The organism is Dechloromonas sp. ZY10 (assembly GCF_041378895.1).
Classification (GTDB): domain Bacteria; phylum Pseudomonadota; class Gammaproteobacteria; order Burkholderiales; family Rhodocyclaceae; genus Azonexus; species Azonexus aquae.
In genome coordinates, this window is the sequence record NZ_CP144212.1 from 995,254 (window position 1) to 1,013,586 (window position 18,333).

The 18,333-nt window shown below is 60.1% G+C and carries 14 protein-coding genes; 12 read left to right on the forward strand and 2 right to left on the reverse strand.

Translation table 11 applies throughout. The features are described from left to right. Window positions 1–9 precede the first annotated feature (9 nt). From VX159_RS04555 to ybiB, 9 genes are all read left to right on the forward strand, one after another. Window positions 10–333: a YbaB/EbfC family nucleoid-associated protein gene (locus VX159_RS04555; RefSeq protein ID WP_371324801.1), complete on the forward strand. Its 324-nt coding sequence runs from the start codon at window positions 10–12 to the stop codon at window positions 331–333. Beyond that, window positions 334–933 carry a recombination mediator RecR gene (recR, locus tag VX159_RS04560; protein WP_371324802.1) on the forward strand — a complete coding sequence of 200 codons (600 nt, stop codon included), beginning with the start codon at window positions 334–336 and terminating at the stop codon, window positions 931–933. Window positions 934–1,016: 83 nt separating this feature from the next. After that, a complete protein-coding gene (gene petA, locus VX159_RS04565; RefSeq protein WP_371324803.1) occupies window positions 1,017–1,613 on the forward strand; it encodes a ubiquinol-cytochrome c reductase iron-sulfur subunit in 597 nt (198 codons plus the stop codon). A 3-nt stretch (window positions 1,614–1,616) separates the two neighbouring features. Further along, the gene (locus VX159_RS04570) at window positions 1,617–2,918 is read left to right on the forward strand and encodes a cytochrome bc complex cytochrome b subunit (protein ID WP_371324804.1); all 1,302 of its coding nucleotides are present in this window, start codon (window positions 1,617–1,619) and stop codon (window positions 2,916–2,918) included. Between the two features lie 13 nt (window positions 2,919–2,931). Continuing rightward, window positions 2,932–3,651, forward strand: a complete 720-nt coding sequence (locus VX159_RS04575; RefSeq protein ID WP_371324805.1) for a cytochrome c1 — start codon at window positions 2,932–2,934, stop codon at window positions 3,649–3,651. Between the two features lie 82 nt (window positions 3,652–3,733). After that, window positions 3,734–4,339, forward strand: coding sequence for a glutathione S-transferase N-terminal domain-containing protein (locus tag VX159_RS04580; protein ID WP_371324806.1), 606 nt, complete (start codon window positions 3,734–3,736; stop codon window positions 4,337–4,339). Further along, entirely contained in the window at window positions 4,339–4,788 is a 450-nt protein-coding gene (locus VX159_RS04585) for a ClpXP protease specificity-enhancing factor (RefSeq protein ID WP_371324807.1), read from the forward strand. The genes VX159_RS04580 and VX159_RS04585 overlap by 1 nt, the downstream gene beginning before the upstream one ends. Window positions 4,789–4,918: 130 nt before the next feature. Continuing rightward, window positions 4,919–7,642, forward strand: a complete 2,724-nt coding sequence (locus VX159_RS04590) for a molybdopterin-dependent oxidoreductase (protein ID WP_371324808.1) — start codon at window positions 4,919–4,921, stop codon at window positions 7,640–7,642. 15 nt (window positions 7,643–7,657) lie between these two features. Continuing rightward, complete coding sequence (ybiB, locus tag VX159_RS04595; RefSeq protein ID WP_371324809.1) at window positions 7,658–8,641, forward strand: DNA-binding protein YbiB; 984 nt, start codon at window positions 7,658–7,660, stop codon at window positions 8,639–8,641. A 176-nt stretch (window positions 8,642–8,817) separates the two neighbouring features. Here ybiB and VX159_RS04600 read toward each other — a convergent pair whose 3' ends face one another. Together VX159_RS04600 and VX159_RS04605 are read right to left on the reverse strand one after the other, a co-directional pair. Next, window positions 8,818–9,900, reverse strand: a complete 1,083-nt coding sequence (locus VX159_RS04600; protein ID WP_371324810.1) for a two-component system response regulator — start codon at window positions 9,898–9,900, stop codon at window positions 8,818–8,820. Further along, window positions 9,897–14,561 carry a response regulator gene (locus VX159_RS04605; RefSeq protein ID WP_371324811.1) on the reverse strand — a complete coding sequence of 1,555 codons (4,665 nt, stop codon included), beginning with the start codon at window positions 14,559–14,561 and terminating at the stop codon, window positions 9,897–9,899. The genes VX159_RS04600 and VX159_RS04605 overlap by 4 nt, the downstream gene beginning before the upstream one ends. 330 nt (window positions 14,562–14,891) lie before the next feature. Here VX159_RS04605 and nirB point away from each other — a divergent pair, with 330 nt between their 5' ends. From nirB to VX159_RS04620, 3 genes are all read left to right on the forward strand, one after another. Then, window positions 14,892–17,345, forward strand: a complete 2,454-nt coding sequence (gene nirB / locus VX159_RS04610; protein ID WP_371324812.1) for a nitrite reductase large subunit NirB — start codon at window positions 14,892–14,894, stop codon at window positions 17,343–17,345. Window positions 17,346–17,371: 26 nt separating this feature from the next. After that, window positions 17,372–17,680 (forward strand): nitrite reductase small subunit NirD, encoded by a 309-nt coding sequence (gene nirD, locus VX159_RS04615; RefSeq protein WP_371324813.1) that lies wholly within the window; start codon window positions 17,372–17,374, stop codon window positions 17,678–17,680. Window positions 17,681–17,755: 75 nt separating this feature from the next. Continuing rightward, the gene (locus tag VX159_RS04620; RefSeq protein ID WP_371324814.1) at window positions 17,756–18,202 is read left to right on the forward strand and encodes a hypothetical protein; all 447 of its coding nucleotides are present in this window, start codon (window positions 17,756–17,758) and stop codon (window positions 18,200–18,202) included. Window positions 18,203–18,333 lie beyond the last annotated feature (131 nt).

Below are 18,333 nucleotides of genomic sequence, written 5' to 3' on the forward strand. Positions count from 1 at the left end.
AGTGAATCGATGTTGAAAGGTGGATTGGGCGGCCTGATGAAGCAGGCTCAGGCGATGCAGGACAATATGAAAAAGGCGCAAGAGCAACTTGCCCTGGTTGAGGTTGAGGGGCAGTCCGGTGCGGGTATGGTCAAGATCGTGATGACCTGCAGCAACGAGGTGCGGCGCATCAATATCGATCCGTCTGTCATGGATGACCGGGAAATGCTGGAAGACTTGATTGCGGCTGCATTCAACGATGCAATCCGCCGCGCCGAAGCTGTTAGTCAAGAAAAGATGGCCGGTTTTACCTCTGGCCTGAAGTTGCCGCCTGGCTTCAAGATGCCTTTCTAAGTGAACCCCAGCGGTCTTGAGGCTTTGATCGAGGCCTTGCGCTGCTTGCCGGGTGTCGGTCCGAAATCGGCGCAGCGCATGGCCTACCATCTCCTGCAGAGTGATCGTCTGGGAGCGCGGCGGTTGGGTGACGCCCTGTTGCACGCCTTGGATGCAGTGCGCCATTGTCAGCGCTGCAATACCCTTTCCGAATCCGATTTGTGCGACCGCTGCGCCTCCCCGCATCGCGATTCCTCGTTGTTGTGCGTCGTCGAGACTCCGGTCGATATGAACATGATGGAGCAAACCTTGGCTTACAAGGGGCTCTATTACGTATTGATGGGGCGAATTTCTCCGCTTGATGGAGTCGGTGCCCGCGAATTGGGGTTCGAGCGACTGCTTGATCGGGTTCTTGATGGAGCGGTGAAGGAAGTGATTCTGGCGACCAACTACACGAATGAGGGCGAGGCAACTGCGCATTACCTGAGTGCGATGCTGGCGCCTCGCGGGATTCGTGTGACCAGGATCGCGCGCGGTATACCTGTAGGGGGGGAGCTCGAATTCGTTGATCCGGGAACGCTGGCGCAGGCCTTGCGGGAGCGAAAGTCCTTTGCTGAATGATGTCGGCTTTTAACAGGGCTGCGCTTGCCGTATAATCTCGCGTTTATGTTCCATCCCATCCAATTCCTTTAGGGGTCAGCGTTATGAGCAATCAAGGAAAAGTGGACTGCGGTCGCCGGCGTCTTGTCGTCGCGACGGCAGCCGTGGGCGGGGCAGGTGCCGTGGGGGCGCTTGTACCGTTCGTCTCCAGCTTGCTTCCTTCCGAGCGCGCCAAAGCAGCAGGTGCGCCGGTCGAAGTCGATATCAGCAAGCTCGAAGCAGGTCAGATGTTGACCGTCGAGTGGCGCGGCAAGCCGGTGTGGATTATCAATCGCACCAAGGAGATGCTTGATACCTTGCCGAAACTGGCTGATGCAGTGGCCGATCCGAAGTCTGAAAAGAATCAGCAGCCGGCCTACGCGCAGAACGAAACCCGCTCGATCAAGCCTGAGCTTCTGGTGGTCGTCGGTATCTGTACTCACCTTGGCTGCTCTCCCTCCAATAAGTTCAAGAAGGGGGCCGAGGAAGGCATGGGCGGTGACTGGCTGGGTGGCTTCCTGTGCCCCTGCCACGGTTCCACCTTCGATTTTGCTGGCCGCGTCTTCAAGGCAAAGCCCGCACCGACCAATCTCGAAGTTCCGCCGCACGTGTATCTCTCTGATACGCGCATTCTGATCGGCGAAGACAAGAAGGGGGCTTAAGAAATGGCTGGTGGTACTTTTGAAAAGTACAAGTCCGACGGTTCGATTGCCGGCAACGTACTGGAATGGGTTGATGCCCGTTTCCCCGCAACTTCCATGTGGAAGGGGCACCTCTCCGAATACTACGCTCCGAAGAACTTCAACTTCTGGTATTTCTTCGGTTCGCTGGCACTCTTGGTGTTGGTGATCCAGATTGTCACCGGCATCTTCCTGGTCATGCACTACAAGCCGGATGCAGCCGTTAACGCCAATGGCGTGCCGGTGGCCTTCGCTTCCGTCGAGTACATCATGCGCGACGTGCCGGGCGGTTGGATCATCCGCTACATGCACTCGACCGGCGCTTCGGCCTTCTTCATCGTGGTTTACATGCACATGTTCCGTGGCTTGCTCTACGGTTCCTATCGTAAACCGCGTGAACTGACCTGGCTGTTCGGTGTCGGCATCTTCCTGGTGCTGATGGGTGAAGCCTTCTTCGGCTACCTGCTCCCTTGGGGCCAGATGTCCTTCTGGGGCGCCCAGGTGATCGTGAACCTGTTCTCGGCGATTCCCATCATCGGGCCGGATCTGTCGATCGTCATCCGCGGCGACTTCGTCGTTGGCGATGCCACGCTGAACCGCTTCTTCTCCTTCCACGTGATCGCCTTCCCGCTGGTCCTGCTCGGCCTGGTCGCCGCGCACATCCTGGCGCTGCACGAAACCGGTTCGAACAACCCGGACGGTATCGACATCAAGGAAAAGAAGGACGAGAACGGCATTCCGCTCGACGGCATTCCGTTCCACCCCTACTACTCGGTCAAGGACATCGTCGGTGTCATCGTCTTCCTGATGGCTTTCTCGGCAGTGATGTTCTTCGCACCGGAAGGTGGTGGCTACTTCCTCGAAACCCCGAACTTCTACCCGGCTGACCCGCTGAAGACCCCGCCGCACATCGCACCGGTCTGGTACTTCACCCCGTTCTACTCGATCCTGCGTGCCGTGACCTACCCGCTGTTCGGTCTCGACGCCAAGTTCTGGGGCGTCGTCGCCATGGGCGCTTCGGTGGTGATCTTTGCTTTCCTGCCCTGGCTTGACCGTTCCCCGGTGCGCTCGATCCGCTATCGCGGTCCGATCACCAAGGTCATGCTCACCATCTTCGTGATTTGCTTCTTCATCCTCGGCTATCTGGGCACCCTGTCCCCGTCGCCGATGGGCGAACTGGTTTCCCAGGTTTGCTCGGTGTTCTATTTCGGTTTCTTCCTCGGCATGCCGTGGTGGTCCCGCATGGACAAGTTCAAGCCGGTCCCCGAACGTGTCACGATGAAGTGAGAGGATGCCTAAAATGAAAAAATTCCTGATCGCATTGCTCTTTGCTCCGATGCTGGCACTGGCCAGTGGCGGCAACGTGCATCTCGATAAATGGCCGGGTTCGGTCAGCGATAAGGCCGCGCTGCAAAACGGCGCCAAGCTGTTCGTCAATTACTGTCTGAACTGTCACGGTGCGTCCTACATGCGCTACAAAAACCTGCTCGATCTCGGCTTGACCGAGCAGCAGGTCAAGGACAACCTGATGTTCACCTCCGACAAGATCGGTGGCCTGATGGCTGTTGCCGCTCGTTCTGACGAGCAGAAGCAGTGGTTCGGTGCTACGCCTCCGGACCTGACGATTCTGGCTCGTGCCCGTGGCGAGGCCGGAAACGCCGGTGCTGGCGCCGACTGGCTCTACACTTACCTGCGTTCGTTCTACCGTGACGAAAACCGCCCGACTGGCTGGAATAACGTGATTTTTGAAAATGTCGGCATGCCCAACCCGCTGTGGGAAGTGCAAGGCCAGTACAAGCTGAATCACGAAAGCCATAAACTCGAGCAGGTTGTTCCGGGTAAACTCTCCCCGACCGAATACGACAAGGCGATTTCCGACCTGGTCGGGTTCATGGTCTGGATGGGCGAGCCGCAGCAGGAGTTCCGCAAGACTCTGGGCTTCTTCGTTCTGGCTTTCCTGGGCTTGCTCTTCGTGGTCGCTTACGCGCTCAAGAAGGAATACTGGAAAGACATCCACTGATCCTTGCCGGATCGGATCGCGGCATCGCGGCAGGGCTTTGGCCCCGCCCCGATGCCGAATCGCATTTTGAGGCTAACCGCTTATGATGAACCTCTATTCGGGCACGACCTGCCCCTTCAGCCACCGTTGCCGTATCGTCCTCTTTGAAAAGGGGATGGATTTCCAGGTGATCGACGTCGATCTTTTTAACAAGCCAGAGGAAATGGCGGCTATCAATCCGCATAACCGTGTACCCGTCCTGGTCGAGCGCGATCTCGTCCTGTTCGAGCCTAACATCATCAACGAATATATTGATGAGCGCTTCCCGCATCCGCAGTTGATGCCGGCAGACCCGATCATGCGCGCGCGCGCGCGTCAGCTGCTTGTTGGTATGGAGCGCGAGATTTTCGTGCACATGGAAGTCCTGGAAAAGAGCAAGGCTGGCGACAAAGCTGCCGAAAAGGCTCGCCAGGAAATCAAGGCTCGCCTGACCGAGATTGTGCCAATCTTCACCAAGCAGAAATTCATGCTTGGCGATGACTTCTCGATGCTTGACGTTGCGATCGCGCCGCTGCTGTGGCGCCTCGATCACTACGGAATCGATTTGGGCAAGGCAGCTGCACCCTTGATGAAGTACGCCGAACGGATCTTTACCCGTCAAGGTTTCATTGATGCGCTGACTCCGTCTGAAAAGGCCATGCGCAAGTAATGACCGAAATGGAAGAGCAACTCCCGTCGACCAAACCCTATTTGTTGCGTGCAATCTGGGAGTGGTGCAACGACCACGGCTATACCCCGTACATCGCTGTCGAAGTCGACGAGATGACCCGGGTTCCGCGCGAATTTGTCCGCGACGGGCAGATCGTGCTGAATGTCGGTCCGACGGCCACCAACCGCTTGCAAATTGGCAATGAATACGTCGAGTTTCAGGCGCGCTTTGGTGGCGTCGCTCGCGAGTTGTCGGTACCGGTCGGCCGTGTGGCTGCAATTTACGCTCGCGAAAACGGTGCTGGCATGGCCTTCGAAGTGGAAGCCGCAGGTAGCCCCGGTAGTGTGCAGTTGGCACCTGTAGCTGTGGCGACGCCGTTTCCCGATGAGCCGCCGCCTGAGCCGCCCCGGCCGGAAGGCGGGCGCCCCAAATTGCAGCGCATCAAATAAGGGCTCGACTACGGTCGACGCACCAAAAAGAGGAAAATTGCTCAGCCGATTTTCCTCTTTTTCTTTTTTAATCAATGGTTTCGTCGGTTGGCATGGCTGTTGCTGTTCCTCTTGGCAAGGAAGGGCAACCATGAAAAACGAAGTTAAATCCACCTGTTGTTATTGCGGCGTTGGCTGCGGCGTGCTGATCGAGCACGACGGAATCCGGATTACCGGTGTCCGCGGCGATCCGGATCATCCGGCAAACCTCGGTCGGCTCTGCACTAAGGGCGCCAGTTTGCATCTTGCCGCCCAGCCAGCCAGCCGCCTGCTCCATCCCGAGCTGAGGGCGCAGCGCGGCGCAGCCGGGCAACGTGTAAGCTGGGCGCAGGCCCTGGATACGGCGGCCGCACGGTTCGCCGAGATCATCCGCGCGTACGGGCCGAACAGTGTCGCCTTCTACGTCTCGGGGCAGCTCCTGACCGAGGACTACTACGTCTTTAACAAACTGGCCAAGGGGCTGATCGGTACCAACAATATCGATACCAATTCGCGCCTGTGCATGTCTTCGGCGGTGGCTGGCTACAAGCAGACTTTGGGGGCCGATGCGCCACCTTGCAGCTACGAGGATATTGCCCTGGCCGGGACCTTGCTGATTGCCGGAGCCAATCCGGCTGTGGCACATCCGATCGTGTTTCGCCGGATTGAGGATGCCAAGGCCGCGAATCCCGAGCTCAAAATCATCGTGGTCGATCCCCGCCGCAGTGAAACCGCTGAAATCGCCGATCTGCATCTGGCCTTGCGACCCGGCACTGACATTGCCTTATTCAACGGCTTGCTCAATATTCTGATCAACGAAGGCTGGCTTGATCAGGCTTACATCGCAGCCCACACCGAAGGTTTTGAGCGCCTCAAGGAGATCGTCCGTAGCTACACGCCAGCACGGGTTGCCGAAGTGTGCGGCCTGGCGACTGCCGACCTGCTGCTTGCGGCGCGCTGGTTTGCCCAGAATGGTCCGGCTCTTTCCTTGTATTGTCAGGGGTTGAATCAATCAGCGCACGGCACTCACAACAATGCGTCCTTGATTCACTTGCACTTGGCAACCGGGCAGATCGGCAAGCCCGGAGCCGGCCCATTTTCCCTGACTGGCCAGCCAAATGCGATGGGCGGACGGGAAGTCGGCGGACTGTCCAATCTCTTGCCTGCTCACCGCGACCTGGCTAATCCTGACCACCGGGCCGAAATCGCCCGCTTCTGGGGGGTGCCGCACGTACCGGCGCAGCCAGGCAAGGCTGCGGTTGATCTGTTTCGAGCCTTGCGAACTGGTGAGATCAAGGCGGTGTGGATTGCCTGCACTAATCCCGCGCAGTCGCTGCCTAACCAGGCAGGGGTGCGTGCTGCCTTGGCGGGGGCCGAGTATGTGGTGTTGCAGGAGGCCTTTGCCGATACCGATACCGCCGATTACGCTGACCTGCTCTTACCGGCGTCGGCCTGGGGCGAAAAGCATGGCACGGTAACCAATTCCGAGCGCCGCATCAGCCGCGTGCTGCCTGCCGTCCCCGCACCGGGCGAGGCCCGCCATGACTGGGAAATCGTCGTCGATTTTGCCCGTCGCCTGGGGAGGGCTCTCGACCATCCAGCAACTGAACGGCTTTTCCCGTATATCTCCAGTGAAGAAGTGTTCAACGAACACCGGGCAACGACCTGCGGGCGTGATCTCGATATCGGTGGTCTTTCCTATGCCTTGCTGGAGCAAGCTGGGCCGCAACAGTGGCCATTCCCGTCAGGGGCTGCACAGGGCCGGGCCCGGCTTTATGAGGACGGTCGTTTTCCGACCCCGAGTGGACGTGCACGTTTTGTCGAGGTTGTCGATGCCGGCACGGCCGATTCTTTGGCTGAGGCTTATCCAATCAGTCTGCTCAGCGGTCGGATGCGTGACCACTGGCACGGCATGAGCCGAACCGGTAGCGTGCCCCGGCTGTTCAATCTTGAGGATGAGCCCCTTCTGTCGATGCACCCGTGCGACATGCGGCATCGCGGCCTTGCCGATGGTGATCTTGCGGAGGTGCGCAATGGTCGCGGCAGTCTGCGGGTGCGAGTGATCAGCGGTAGCGGCTTGGCACAGGGCCGGGCGTGGATGCCGATGCACTGGGGCAGTAAGTTCATGAATTCTCCCGGGGTCAATGCCCTCAGCTGCGATGCCGTTGACCCCTACTCGCAGCAGCCGGAACTGAAGCATGCAGCCGTAGAAATCGAACGCCTGGATTTGCCATTCCCGTTCGCCGTACTGCGGCGATGTGCCGACCGCGACGAAGCTCTGGAATTGTTGCGGCGGTTGCGCCCGCAGTTGGCCCATTTTCCTTATGCGACACTCAGTCTGTATGGCCGCAAGGCTGCGGTGGTAGTGCTGCGCGGCGCTACCGCAACGGCCCAGACGGCCGAAGAACTGACCTTGCTGGACCAGGCTTTTGGCCTGGCCGGGTTGACCGGAGCAATGGTTTATAGCGATCCGGCGCGGGGAGTCGAGAAAAAGGCCTGGGCTAGCGCCGGGGTCCTGCACGGGGTGCGGTTGGCTGGCGAAGCCCTGGCTCAGTCCTGGCTCAAGGCGGCGCTCGCTGAGGGGGGGCTGGAAGCGGCCATGCTGCGCTTGGCGCTGGCGCCCAGTGCCCGTCCGCCACAAGTTTTGCCAGTAAGGCAGATCGTCTGCAAGTGTGCGGATGTCAGTGCCCAGCAGATCGAGGAAGCTGTGCTGGCCGGTGCCGATCTGGCGCAACTGCGGGAAGATTTGAAGTGCGGCAGTTTTTGCGGTGGCTGCCTCCCCGACCTCAAGCGTCTGGTGGCAGAATACACGCCCCGTCACCCTGTAGCTGCCTGAGAGCAGGAGAGCAAGATGAGCTTTGCCCATTACATCAAGGAACTTGGTCGCGGTGCGCAGGGCGCACGCGACTTGGCGCGCGACGAAGCCAGCGTACTTTACGGGGCGATGTTGGACCAATCTGTCCCCGAGCTGGAGTTGGGGGCAATCATTGTTGCCCTGCGGGTCAAGGGCGAGGCGGTCGATGAAATGCAAGGCTTTCTCGATGCCATCGACAGCCGGACGGAAAAACTCCGGTTGCCACCGGGCCGGGCCCGTCCGGTCGTACTCCCAACCTATAACGGAGCGCGCAAGGAGGCGAACCTGACGCCTTTGTTGGCATTGTTGCTGCAGCGGTTTGGCGTACCCGTACTGGTGCATGGCCTGCTTGAAGGCTATGGGCGGGTTACTACCGGGCAGATTTTCCGGGAATTGGGGATTCTTCCTGCAACCACACCGATTCAGGCCCAGCAGGCCATCGACCAGGAGCACCTGGCGTTTGTTCCGGTCAGCGTATTGCATCCCGGTTTGCATCAATTGCTCTCGCTGCGCTCCCGGATGGGAATCCGCAATAGCGCCCACAGTCTGGTCAAGTTACTCAACCCGTTTGCCGGCGAGGCCGTGCTGGTGGCCCCGGCGACGCACCCCGACTTTATCGAGTTGATGCGCACGCTGCTTGCCGAACGGGATAGTTGCGGCCTTCTGCTGCGAGGTACCGAGGGGGAGCCGTATGCTAATCCCAAGCGCCGGCCACGCCTGGAAATGTTGCGTTTTGGCGAGTCGACCGTGTTATTCGAGGCCGAGCATGAAAGCCTGCGTGCCTTGCCGCATTTGCCCGAGAGTGCGGATGCAGCGAGTACTGCGGAGTGGACCCGGCGGGTACTCGACAAGCAGATTCCTTTGCCTTCGCCGCTCGCCAATCAGCTGGCTTGCTGCCTCTATGCCAGCGGACATGCCGCCGACTTGCATCAGGCCAAGGCAATGGTAGCGGTAGAGGCCTGCTCCAGTGCCTTTGCCTGAGTTCGGCGAGCATCTTGCCTGAGCAGTGAATCAGGCCGTGTTTCTTGAGTTTGGCAGATCCGATTTTTGTGCCGGCGGGGTTGGCTCGGTTTTACCGGAAATCCCGGCCGGTGCAGCGATCGGTGCCGGGAAAGGCGAGGTCTGCTTCACTCGGGGCTTGGCAAACCGATGCCGGATCAGTCGGAAAAGGTCCTGGCAATCTCGATGAATCGTTCTTCCTCGGCGAGAAATGCATCAACTACCGCTGGGTCGAAATGATTGCCGCGACCATTGCAAATGATTTCTTTGGCTTGCTCATGGCTGAATGGCGGTTTGTAGACCCGGCGGCTGATCAAGGCATCGTACACATCGGCCAGTGCCATCAACCGGGCTGACAGCGGGATCGCTTCACCGGCCAGGCCTTCCGGGTAGCCGCTGCCATCCCATTTCTCTTGATGCGAATAGGCAATTTCCTTGGCATAGCGGAGAAAGTCGACCTCCATCCCCAGTTGTCGCTCAGCGTGTTCGATCGCGTCGCGGCCGAGTTGAGCGTGGGTTTTCATGATTGTCATTTCATCGCTGTCGAATGGGCCCGGCTTGAGCAGTACTGCATCGGGAATCCCTACTTTGCCGATGTCGTGCAAGGGGGCTGATTTGAAGAGCAATCCAATGGTCTTCTCGTCAAGCATGTGCGCGTAGCCGGGCTGCTGACTCAGGGCTTCGGCCAGGGCCTTGACGTAATGCTGGGTCCGGCGGATGTGGTTGCCGGTTTCATTGTCACGGGTTTCGGCGAGCGAGGCCATCGCCAGGATGGTGACATCCTGGATCGCCTGTACTTCCAGTGTTCGCCGATGTACCTCTGCTTCCAGGTAGCGATTGCGGTCGGCCAGGAAGAGTGCTGCCGCGCGTAGTTGCAGATGGGTTTTTATCCGAGCCAAGACAATCGCCGGTTTGATCGGTTTGGTCAGGTAATCGACTGCCCCGAGGGCGAGGCCGGTTTCTTCGTCGGTTTCTTCGCTTTTTGCGGTCAGGAACAGTACCGGAATTTCCCGGGTTTGCGGATTGGCCTTGAGCCGTCGGCAAACTTCGTAGCCGTCGATTTCCGGCATCATGATGTCGAGCAGGATCAGGTCCGGCGCCGGTTCGGTTGCGGCCAACTCAAGTGCGCGCAAACCATGGTTGGCGACCTTGACCCGGTAGCTGTCGCGCAGCAGGGCGTGCATCAATGCCAGATTTTCCGGGGTGTCATCCACAACCAGGATGGTGGCCTGGGTATTCATGCCTTGATCTCCTCGGTGGTGTGGCTAGCCTGCAATTCGTTGGCTGCGCGTTCGAAATCGAAATTGCCGATGGCGTGGGCGAGCGCAGGAAAGCGCTCACCCAAGCGGGCTCGCAGTGCAGACTCGTGGTGGTTGAGCAGTTCGCAGGCAACCGGGTCGCCTTGGCGCAAGCAGCTTTCCAGTTGCTGCAGTAGTTCGGCCGAAGCCGGCGCTACCTGCAGGTTGCCAGCGGTCGCAGCCGGTGCCGCCAACTGCTGCAGCAGTGCGGCCAGAAGTTGCTCGAGTTCGCGCACACACGGGGCGAGTGCCGGTGGTGGCGAGGTCAGTGGGCCGGCTTGCTGCACGATTTGTTGTTCGAGCTCTCCGGCTAGTTGCATCAAGGGCAATGCGCCAATATTGCCGGCGACGCCGCGCAAGGTATGAGCCAGGCGGGTCGCAGTGTCGCGATCGTCGGTGGCACAGGCAACTTTGAGGCGCTCGCCGGTATCCCCTTGGTTGACCGTGAATTTGCGCAGTAGCGATAGGTAGGATGAAGTCTTGCCCAGCACGCATTTAAGGCCTACCCGGGTGTCCAGTCCGGTAATTTCCGGCAGTTGCTGTTCCTGGACCACCGTGTGAGGGGGTAGCGCGGTCGTACCGACCATTTGGCGCGGGCCAATCCGGCGCAGCAGCAGTTGGTAGAGTTCACCGGGATCAATCGGCTTGGCCAAATGCTCGTCCATGCCGGCATCAAGGCAGCGCTCGCGGTCGCTGGGCAAGGCATTGGCGGTCATTGCGACAATCGGCAGTAAGGCATTGCCGTCGCGTTCGCGAATTTTCCGGGTGGCAGTGATGCCATCCATCACCGGCATCTGCATGTCCATCAGGACCAGATCGTAGGACTGAAGTCCGCTCATCTCAACCGCCTGCAGCCCGTTTTCGGCGAGATCGACTTCGGCCCCGCTTTCGGCGAGCAAGCCAAGGGCCACTTCCTGATTCAGCTCGTTGTCCTCGACAAGCAGTATCCGCGCCCCGGCCAGACGTCCTGTGATTTGGGGTTGCGCCGACAGGTCGAAGCTTTCGCGGCGTTCCTCCAGTTCGTTTTGACCGAGGACGCTGGCAATCGTCTCGAACAGCACCGACTTATTGATCGGCTTGATCAGGCTGGCCTGGAAGCCGGCCTGGTGCGCTGCATGCAGCGCCTCCTCGCGGCCGAAGGCCGTAATCAGGATCAACTTGGGCAGTTTGGCCAATTGCAGGGCCTGCAGTCGCTCGGCGGTTTCGATGCCGCTCCAGCCGGGCATCTGCCAGTCGATCAGCGCCAGTGCATAGTCACGTCCGGCATCGGCAGCGGCCTTGACCATGGTCAGGCCGACCGCACCGTCGCTGCAGGTATCGACGGCCAGGCCCATGTTGCAGAGGGTTGCGGCGAGGGCTGCCAGCGCGCTTTCGTTATCGTCGATCAACAGTACCGGCAGGTCTTGCAGGTCGCTGGCCAGAATCTTGCGGTGGGGCTTGTTCTCACCCGCCTTCAGCCGGGCGGTAAACCAGAAGCGCGAGCCTTTGCCAGGGATGCTGCTGACCCCGACCTCACCCCCCATCATCTCGGCCAGTCGCCGGGAAATCGCCAAACCTAGCCCGGTACCGCCGTAACGCCGGGTGGTTGAGCTATCAGCCTGATGGAAGCTCTGGAACAGTTTCTGCTGCTGCTCTGGGTTGAGCCCGATGCCGGTGTCGCTGACCGTAAAGCGGAGCAGGTATTGATCTTCGTCCTGATCAGCGATTGAAATTTCAATTTCGATCGAGCCGCGCTCGGTAAATTTCACCGCGTTGCTGGCGAAGTTGAGCAGAATCTGGCCCAGTCGCAGTGGGTCGCCGATCAAGGTCTCCGGAACCTGCGGCGAAACGTTGAAAATCAGTTCGAGGCCTTTGGTCATCGCCTTTTCCTGGGTCAGGTTGGCAACGTTTTCGAGCACGCTCTCGACCTCGAACGGAATTGCCTCGATTTCCAGCTTGCCGGCCTCAATTTTGGAGAAGTCGAGGATGTCGTTGATCACTCCCAGCAGGTGCTGGCTGGAGGCGTTGATTTTGGCCAGATAGTCCCGCTGCTTCGGGGTCAATTCGGTTTTCAACGCGAGATGGGTCATACCGATCACGGCATTCATCGGAGTCCGGATTTCATGACTCATGTTGGCCAGAAAGTCCGATTTCATCTGCGTTGCCTGTTCGGCCAGATCTTTTGCTTCGCGTAGGGCCAGTTCGGTTTCCTGCTGTTGGCTGATGTCCTGAATCACGCCGATCCAGCCGCTACGTGTCTCATCCTGTTGTCGCTGGCCATGGAAACGCAGCCAGTGGCGGCGGCCGCAGGGCCAGATCACCGAGCTGTCGAACTGCCAGCGGTTGCGCATGTCGAGCTCGGTAAACAGTTCGCTGATCGCGCTCCTCTCTACCCCCTCCAGGCCGGCGATGAATTCGCTGAGCGGCGCATGCAGGTCGCCGGGGATGCCTCGTACCAGAATGTTTCCCCGCTGGTCGAGATGGAGCATGCTGTCGTCCGGGGTATATTGGAAAACTCCGAGGTCTGCGGCTTCCTGCGCCAGTTCGAGCCGGCGCGATGCCTGCTCGATTGCCTTTTCGGCCTCGCGCCGGCGGGTGATGTCGCGGCTGACGCAAACTACCCGGCTGACCTCTCCTTGCTCGTTGCGTACCGGATAGTAGCTGTGGTCGAAGTGGCGCTGCCCCTGGCTGTCTTCGAACAATTCGGGGCGGCCGCTGTGCAGGGTGCGCAGGAAGACTGCATGTCGTTGCTCGTGGACCGGGTCAGGGTCTGAGAAGTAGCGCTGGCTGCCCAGCAGGCGTTCAGGCGTGTCGGCCAGGGCTCGGGCTGCCGCATCGTTGATCCGGAGAATCCGACCGGAGTGGTCGAGGATGCAGACCAGCAGGCCGGGGGCAGCAATCATCGCCTCAATGTTCTCCTTGGCTTCATTGAGTTCCTGCAGCATCATCCGGCGTTCGCTGATGTCTTCAATGATCCAGATCGCTGCCCGCTGGAAGCCCGGAACATCGACGGTCTGGCCGGCGATGCGTCCCCAGAAGCTACGTCCGTCATGTGCGCGCAGCGGCCACTCCAGTTCGCCGTGGCCGTGGCTGGCCAGAGCCGGCCCGATCTGACTGGCGAACTCCCGGTAGCTGGCCTCTGACTGGAAAATCATCGCGGTTTCGGCGCCGATCAGCTGGTCCCTCTGGCCGCAACCGAACAAGTTGGCAAAACAGTGGTTTACCTGGATGTAACGGCCGTCACCGCTGAATGCCACACCGACCGGAACGTTTTCCAGAATGATCCGTTGCTCCTGGCTCAGCGCCAGTAGCTGCGCCTGTTGTTGGCGGGCTTGGGTGATGTCTTCGATATAGCCGTTGTACAGGGTGCTGCCGTCTTCTTGCGGCATCGGTTCGGCCACACTGTGAATCCAGCGTTCCTCGCCAGCGATGCACAGCCGCAGATCAGTTGCCCAGGCCTGACGTCCGGCGACGGCTGCATCGAGGATTGCATCGTAGGCTTGCCAGTCGGCGGCGGCCGCATAGCGGAACAGATTGCGCCGGTCGGCTGCGAGTTCCTCCGGCTGAATTCCCATCAACTCGGCAACCTGGCGGCTGTAGTAGGTCGGATGCCGGTGTCCGTCCAGATCGCAGTGCAACTGGAAGACGCCAATCGGGGCATGATTTGTGATTTGCTCCAGGCGCTGCTGAATTTTTCGGGCTTCGTTGCGGCTGCGCAACGAGAGCAGGCTGAGCGCTGCAATTACCAGCGTTGCCAGGATGCCGCCAAACAAGGTCAGATGACCCAGACTGCGGCTGCCCTCATGCCAAGAGGGGCCGGTCGCGATGCGTAATTGCCAGTGCCGTTCCGGAGGCGAAATATCGACATTGTGCAGATGTCGGACCGGGGCGCTGTCGTCGCCACCCCGGGTCAGCAACGGAACGGGCGAGCCAGCTCCCTGTTCGAGCAACTGCAATTGCAAGTCGTTCAATTCGGCATCGCGCACAGCCCTTTGCATCAGCCCGTCAATCTCGATCACCCCGAGCGCAATCCCGCGGATCAGGCGTTTGCGGTCATCGCTCTGGGTTGGTAGCGGCAGAGCGTAGACCGGCTGCCCGATTCCGAACAGCAGGCGGGGGCGGTCGGCCCGGCCGGAAGCCAGACTGCTGGTGGCCAATGGCGTGCCGGCACCGACGGCACGGTCGAGCGTTAGTTCGTCAAATGGGGCAACCGGCAACTGGCCGAGACGGCCGGGCAGATCCAGGTCGGGTTCGGCAAATACCGGCATTAGCGGGCCGCGTTCGGCATGGTCCAGTCCGGGCTCGTGCCATTGATAGAAGATCAGGCTGTTGAGGCCAGGGGTGCGGCTCAATGCTTCGTGCGCATAGTAAGTGAACTCGTTGTCGCCGAGCCCCGGTACGGATTGCCAGAACCAGCCGCTAGCTTGGACTGTCAGCGTGGCCTGACGAATGTCTTCAACCAGTTTTTCGGCGAGATGGGCTGCAGCCAGCTGGAAGCGGCGATGACTTTGCTCATCGGCAAGCCGCTGCACAAAATGGCTGACAAATAGCGAGGCTGCCAGGCCAAGGACCAGAATCAGCAGCGGAGACCAGGTTTTGATGGCTGTGAGTCGATAGTCCCGCATCTTGAAGCCCTCCCCGGTGGCGGCGCATTGCTTTGCCCGTTTGGATGAGCCGATTGTGAGCGCAGTTCCACGGTCGACGTGTCGAAAATGTAAATTTTGCAGCTTCTGCCGGTGCAGGTTTTGCACTGCCGTGGTGAGCCTCTGCCCCGAAGCAGTGCGTTTTGAGCCACGTCGAGGATCCGAAGTCACGGAGTGACGCGGCTTTCAGGGGGTGGCACATGCTTTGCTAAAGGAAAGGCATCACAGCGACTGGGCTGCCAACGGGGGCGGCCGGATGGCAAAGGGGTCATGCGCTGAATCGAATTGTGCTTTGCCCCCTCGGAGTTCATCATGCAGAAACCCCGTCTTGTCCTGATCGGCAACGGTATGGCCGGTATCCGGACCATCGAAGAGTTGCTCAAGATTGCCCCGGATCGCTACGAGATCACGATTTTCGGTGCCGAACCGCACCCCAACTACAATCGCATCCTGCTCTCGCCAGTGCTGGCTGGCGAAATGCAGGTCAAGGACATCGTCCTCAACGAGCTCGACTGGTACGCCGAAAACGGTATCACGCTGCATGCCGGCAAGCAGATCGAGCGGATTGACCGGGGTGCCCGCAAGGTCATCGCCAGCGACGGCACCGAGGCGACTTACGACCGACTGTTGATCGCCACCGGCTCAACGCCATTCATGCTGCCGATCCCCGGTAACGACCTGCCTGGCGTGCTCGGTTACCGCGACATCAAGGATACCGACGAGATGATTGCTGCGGCGACCAGGTATCCGCATGCCGTGGTGATCGGCGGCGGTCTGCTTGGTCTAGAAGCGGCGAATGGCCTCAAGCTGCGGGGCATGGACGTCACCGTCGTGCATATTGGCCCATGGTTGCTCGAGCGCCAACTCGACGAAGTGGCTGGCAGAATGTTGCAGAAATCACTTGAGGACAAGGGGCTCAAATTCCTGCTGCAGAAGCACACCGAGGCGCTGATTCGGGGTGAAAGCGGTCGGGTTGCCGCAGTTCGCTTCAAGGATGGCATGCAGATTCCGGCCGATCTGGTAGTCATGGCTGCCGGCATCCGCCCCAACTATGCACTGGCCGAGCAGTCAGGCATTTATTGCAACCGTGGCATCGTGGTCAACGACACCATGCAGACCTACGATCCGAAAATCTACGCGGTTGGCGAATGCGTCAGCCATCGCGGGATTGCGTACGGCCTGGTGGCACCGTTGTTCGAGCAGGCCAAGGTCGCCGCCAACCATCTGGCGGGTTACGGTATCGGCCGCTATACCGGTTCGGTGACCTCGACCAAGCTCAAGGTCACCGGCATTGACCTGTTCTCGGCTGGCGATTTCATGGGCAGTGACGGGACCGAGGAAATTGTCCTCAACGATCCGCACGGCGGCGTATATAAAAAGCTGGTGATCAAGGAAAACAAGCTGGTCGGCGGCGTGATGTACGGCGATACCGCCGACGGCCCGTGGTACTTCCAGTTGTTGAAGGATGGTCGCGATATTCATGACATCCGCGATGCGCTGATTTTCGGCCAGTCGCTGGTTGGCGATGTTGGCCATGCCGGTAACAGCAAAGCCTCGGATATGGCCGATACAGCCGAGGTCTGCGGCTGCAACGGGGTGACCAAAGGCTGCATCGTCAAGGCGATCAAGGAAAAAGGGCTGTTTACCCTCGATGAGGTGAAAAAACACACCAAGGCAGCCTCGTCTTGTGGTTCCTGCGCCGGTCTGGTCGAACAGATTCTGTCGGCGACCATCGGTGGCGCTTATACCCCGGCAGCGTCGGACAAAAAGCCGATCTGCGGCTGTTCCGAGCATTCGCACCTGGCTGTGCGCGATGCCATCCGCGAACAGCAGCTGACTAGCAAGGAGGCGGTTTTTGCCGCGCTCGGCTGGTCGACCGTGGATGGCTGCGACAAATGCCGTCCGGCGCTCAATTACTACCTCATCTCGACCTGGCCGCACTTGGCGCAGGACGACCCGCAATCGCGCCTGATCAACGAACGCGCCCATGCCAACATCCAGAAGGACGGCACCTATTCGGTGGTGCCACGGATGTGGGGTGGCCTGACCACGCCGGCCGAGCTGCGCGCCATTGCCGACGCCGCCGAGAAATACCAGGTGCCGACGGTCAAGGTCACTGGCGGCCAGCGGATCGATCTGCTTGGCGTCAAGAAGGAAGATTTGCCGGCGATCTGGGCCGATCTCAACGCTGCCGGGATGGTTTCCGGCCACGCCTACGGCAAGTCGATCCGTACCGTGAAAACCTGCGTCGGTGCCGAGCACTGCCGCTTTGGCACGCAGAAATCGATGGCGATGGGCGTCAAGCTGGAAAAGATGCTGTTCGACATGTATGCGCCGCATAAGGTCAAGCTTGCCGTTTCCGGTTGTCCGCGCAACTGCGCCGAAGCCGGGATCAAGGACGTCGGCGTGATCGGGGTCGATTCCGGTTACGAGCTGTACGTTGGCGGCAATGGCGGGATCAAGACCGAGGTCGCACAGTTTCTCTGCAAGGTCAAAACCGACGAAGAAGTGCTTGAATACTCGGGTGCCTTCCTCCAACTCTACCGCGAAGAAGCTTGGTATCTGGAGCGCACCTGTCACTGGCTGGAACGGGTCGGTCTCGATGCCGTCAAGAGCCGCATCGTCGAGGATGACGAAAGCCGCAGAGCATTGCACCAGCGCCTGCTCGACGCGCTCAAGGATGCCCGCGACCCGTGGCAGGCCAGCCGTGAGGCCAAACCGGTCAAACAATTCATCCCCATCGTCCCGGTTACGGTCGACGCCTGAAATCGGCCAAAAGCAAGGAGCCCAACATGAACTGGAAACTGATCTGCCCGCTGGAAGACATTCCGCGCCAGGGATCGCGGATCGTCCGCCCGGAAAAGGGGGGCGATATCGCCATCTTCCGCACCGCCGACGACGCGGTTTTCGCCCTGCACGACCGATGCCCGCACAAGGGCGGGCCGCTCTCGCAAGGGCTGGTTCATGGCCACCGGGTGACCTGTCCGCTGCACGGCTGGAACATCGGCCTGGAAGACGGCCGGGCGGTGGCGCCGGATGTCGGCGGCTGCGACCGTTTCGCGGTCAAGGTCGAAGCCGGCCAGGTGTTTCTCGCGTTGTAATCCTCTACCGAATCAATCTCTCCTTAGCGGGGCGGCCGTCAGGGCGGTCGTCCCGCATTTTTTTGGAGGTCTGCAATGACCCAGCCCTTACCTAGCTCCCGCCGCCTGCACCCGTTCGCCGGCCAACGCCTGAGCGCTGCCGAATACGTCGACATGCTGCTGCCGCCGCGCATCCATCTCGAACTGCTGCTGACCGGCGAAACGATCAATCCGTGGCACCTGACCTCGGTGGTCGGCGTCTTCAACGTCGCGACGGCGCTGGCCTACATGCACCACGACCGGCGCGCGATCCGCCTGTACGAAGCGATCTCGCAACTGGTGCTCGGCATTTCGCGGGCAGGTTTTGACCAACCGGGGATGCGTGAGCGTTTGCGCAAGACCTTCAACATCGCCGACGATTATCTGCAGCAGCAAACCCGGCCCGATCTGCTGCGTGCGGTGCGTCTGGTCGAATACCAGATCCGCCACGGCCAGGCGACGCCGCTGGTGCTCGAACCGGTTGCGGCCGATGCACTGTGCTGAAGCAGGGTGGCACTGTCCTGGTGCCGGGGGCGGGCAAACCCTGCGGGAATGGCCGTGAAAACGCCATGAAACGGCGATTTCATGCTTGGCATGGGCTTTGCTGATAAGCCTGCAAACAAGCGAATCACCTG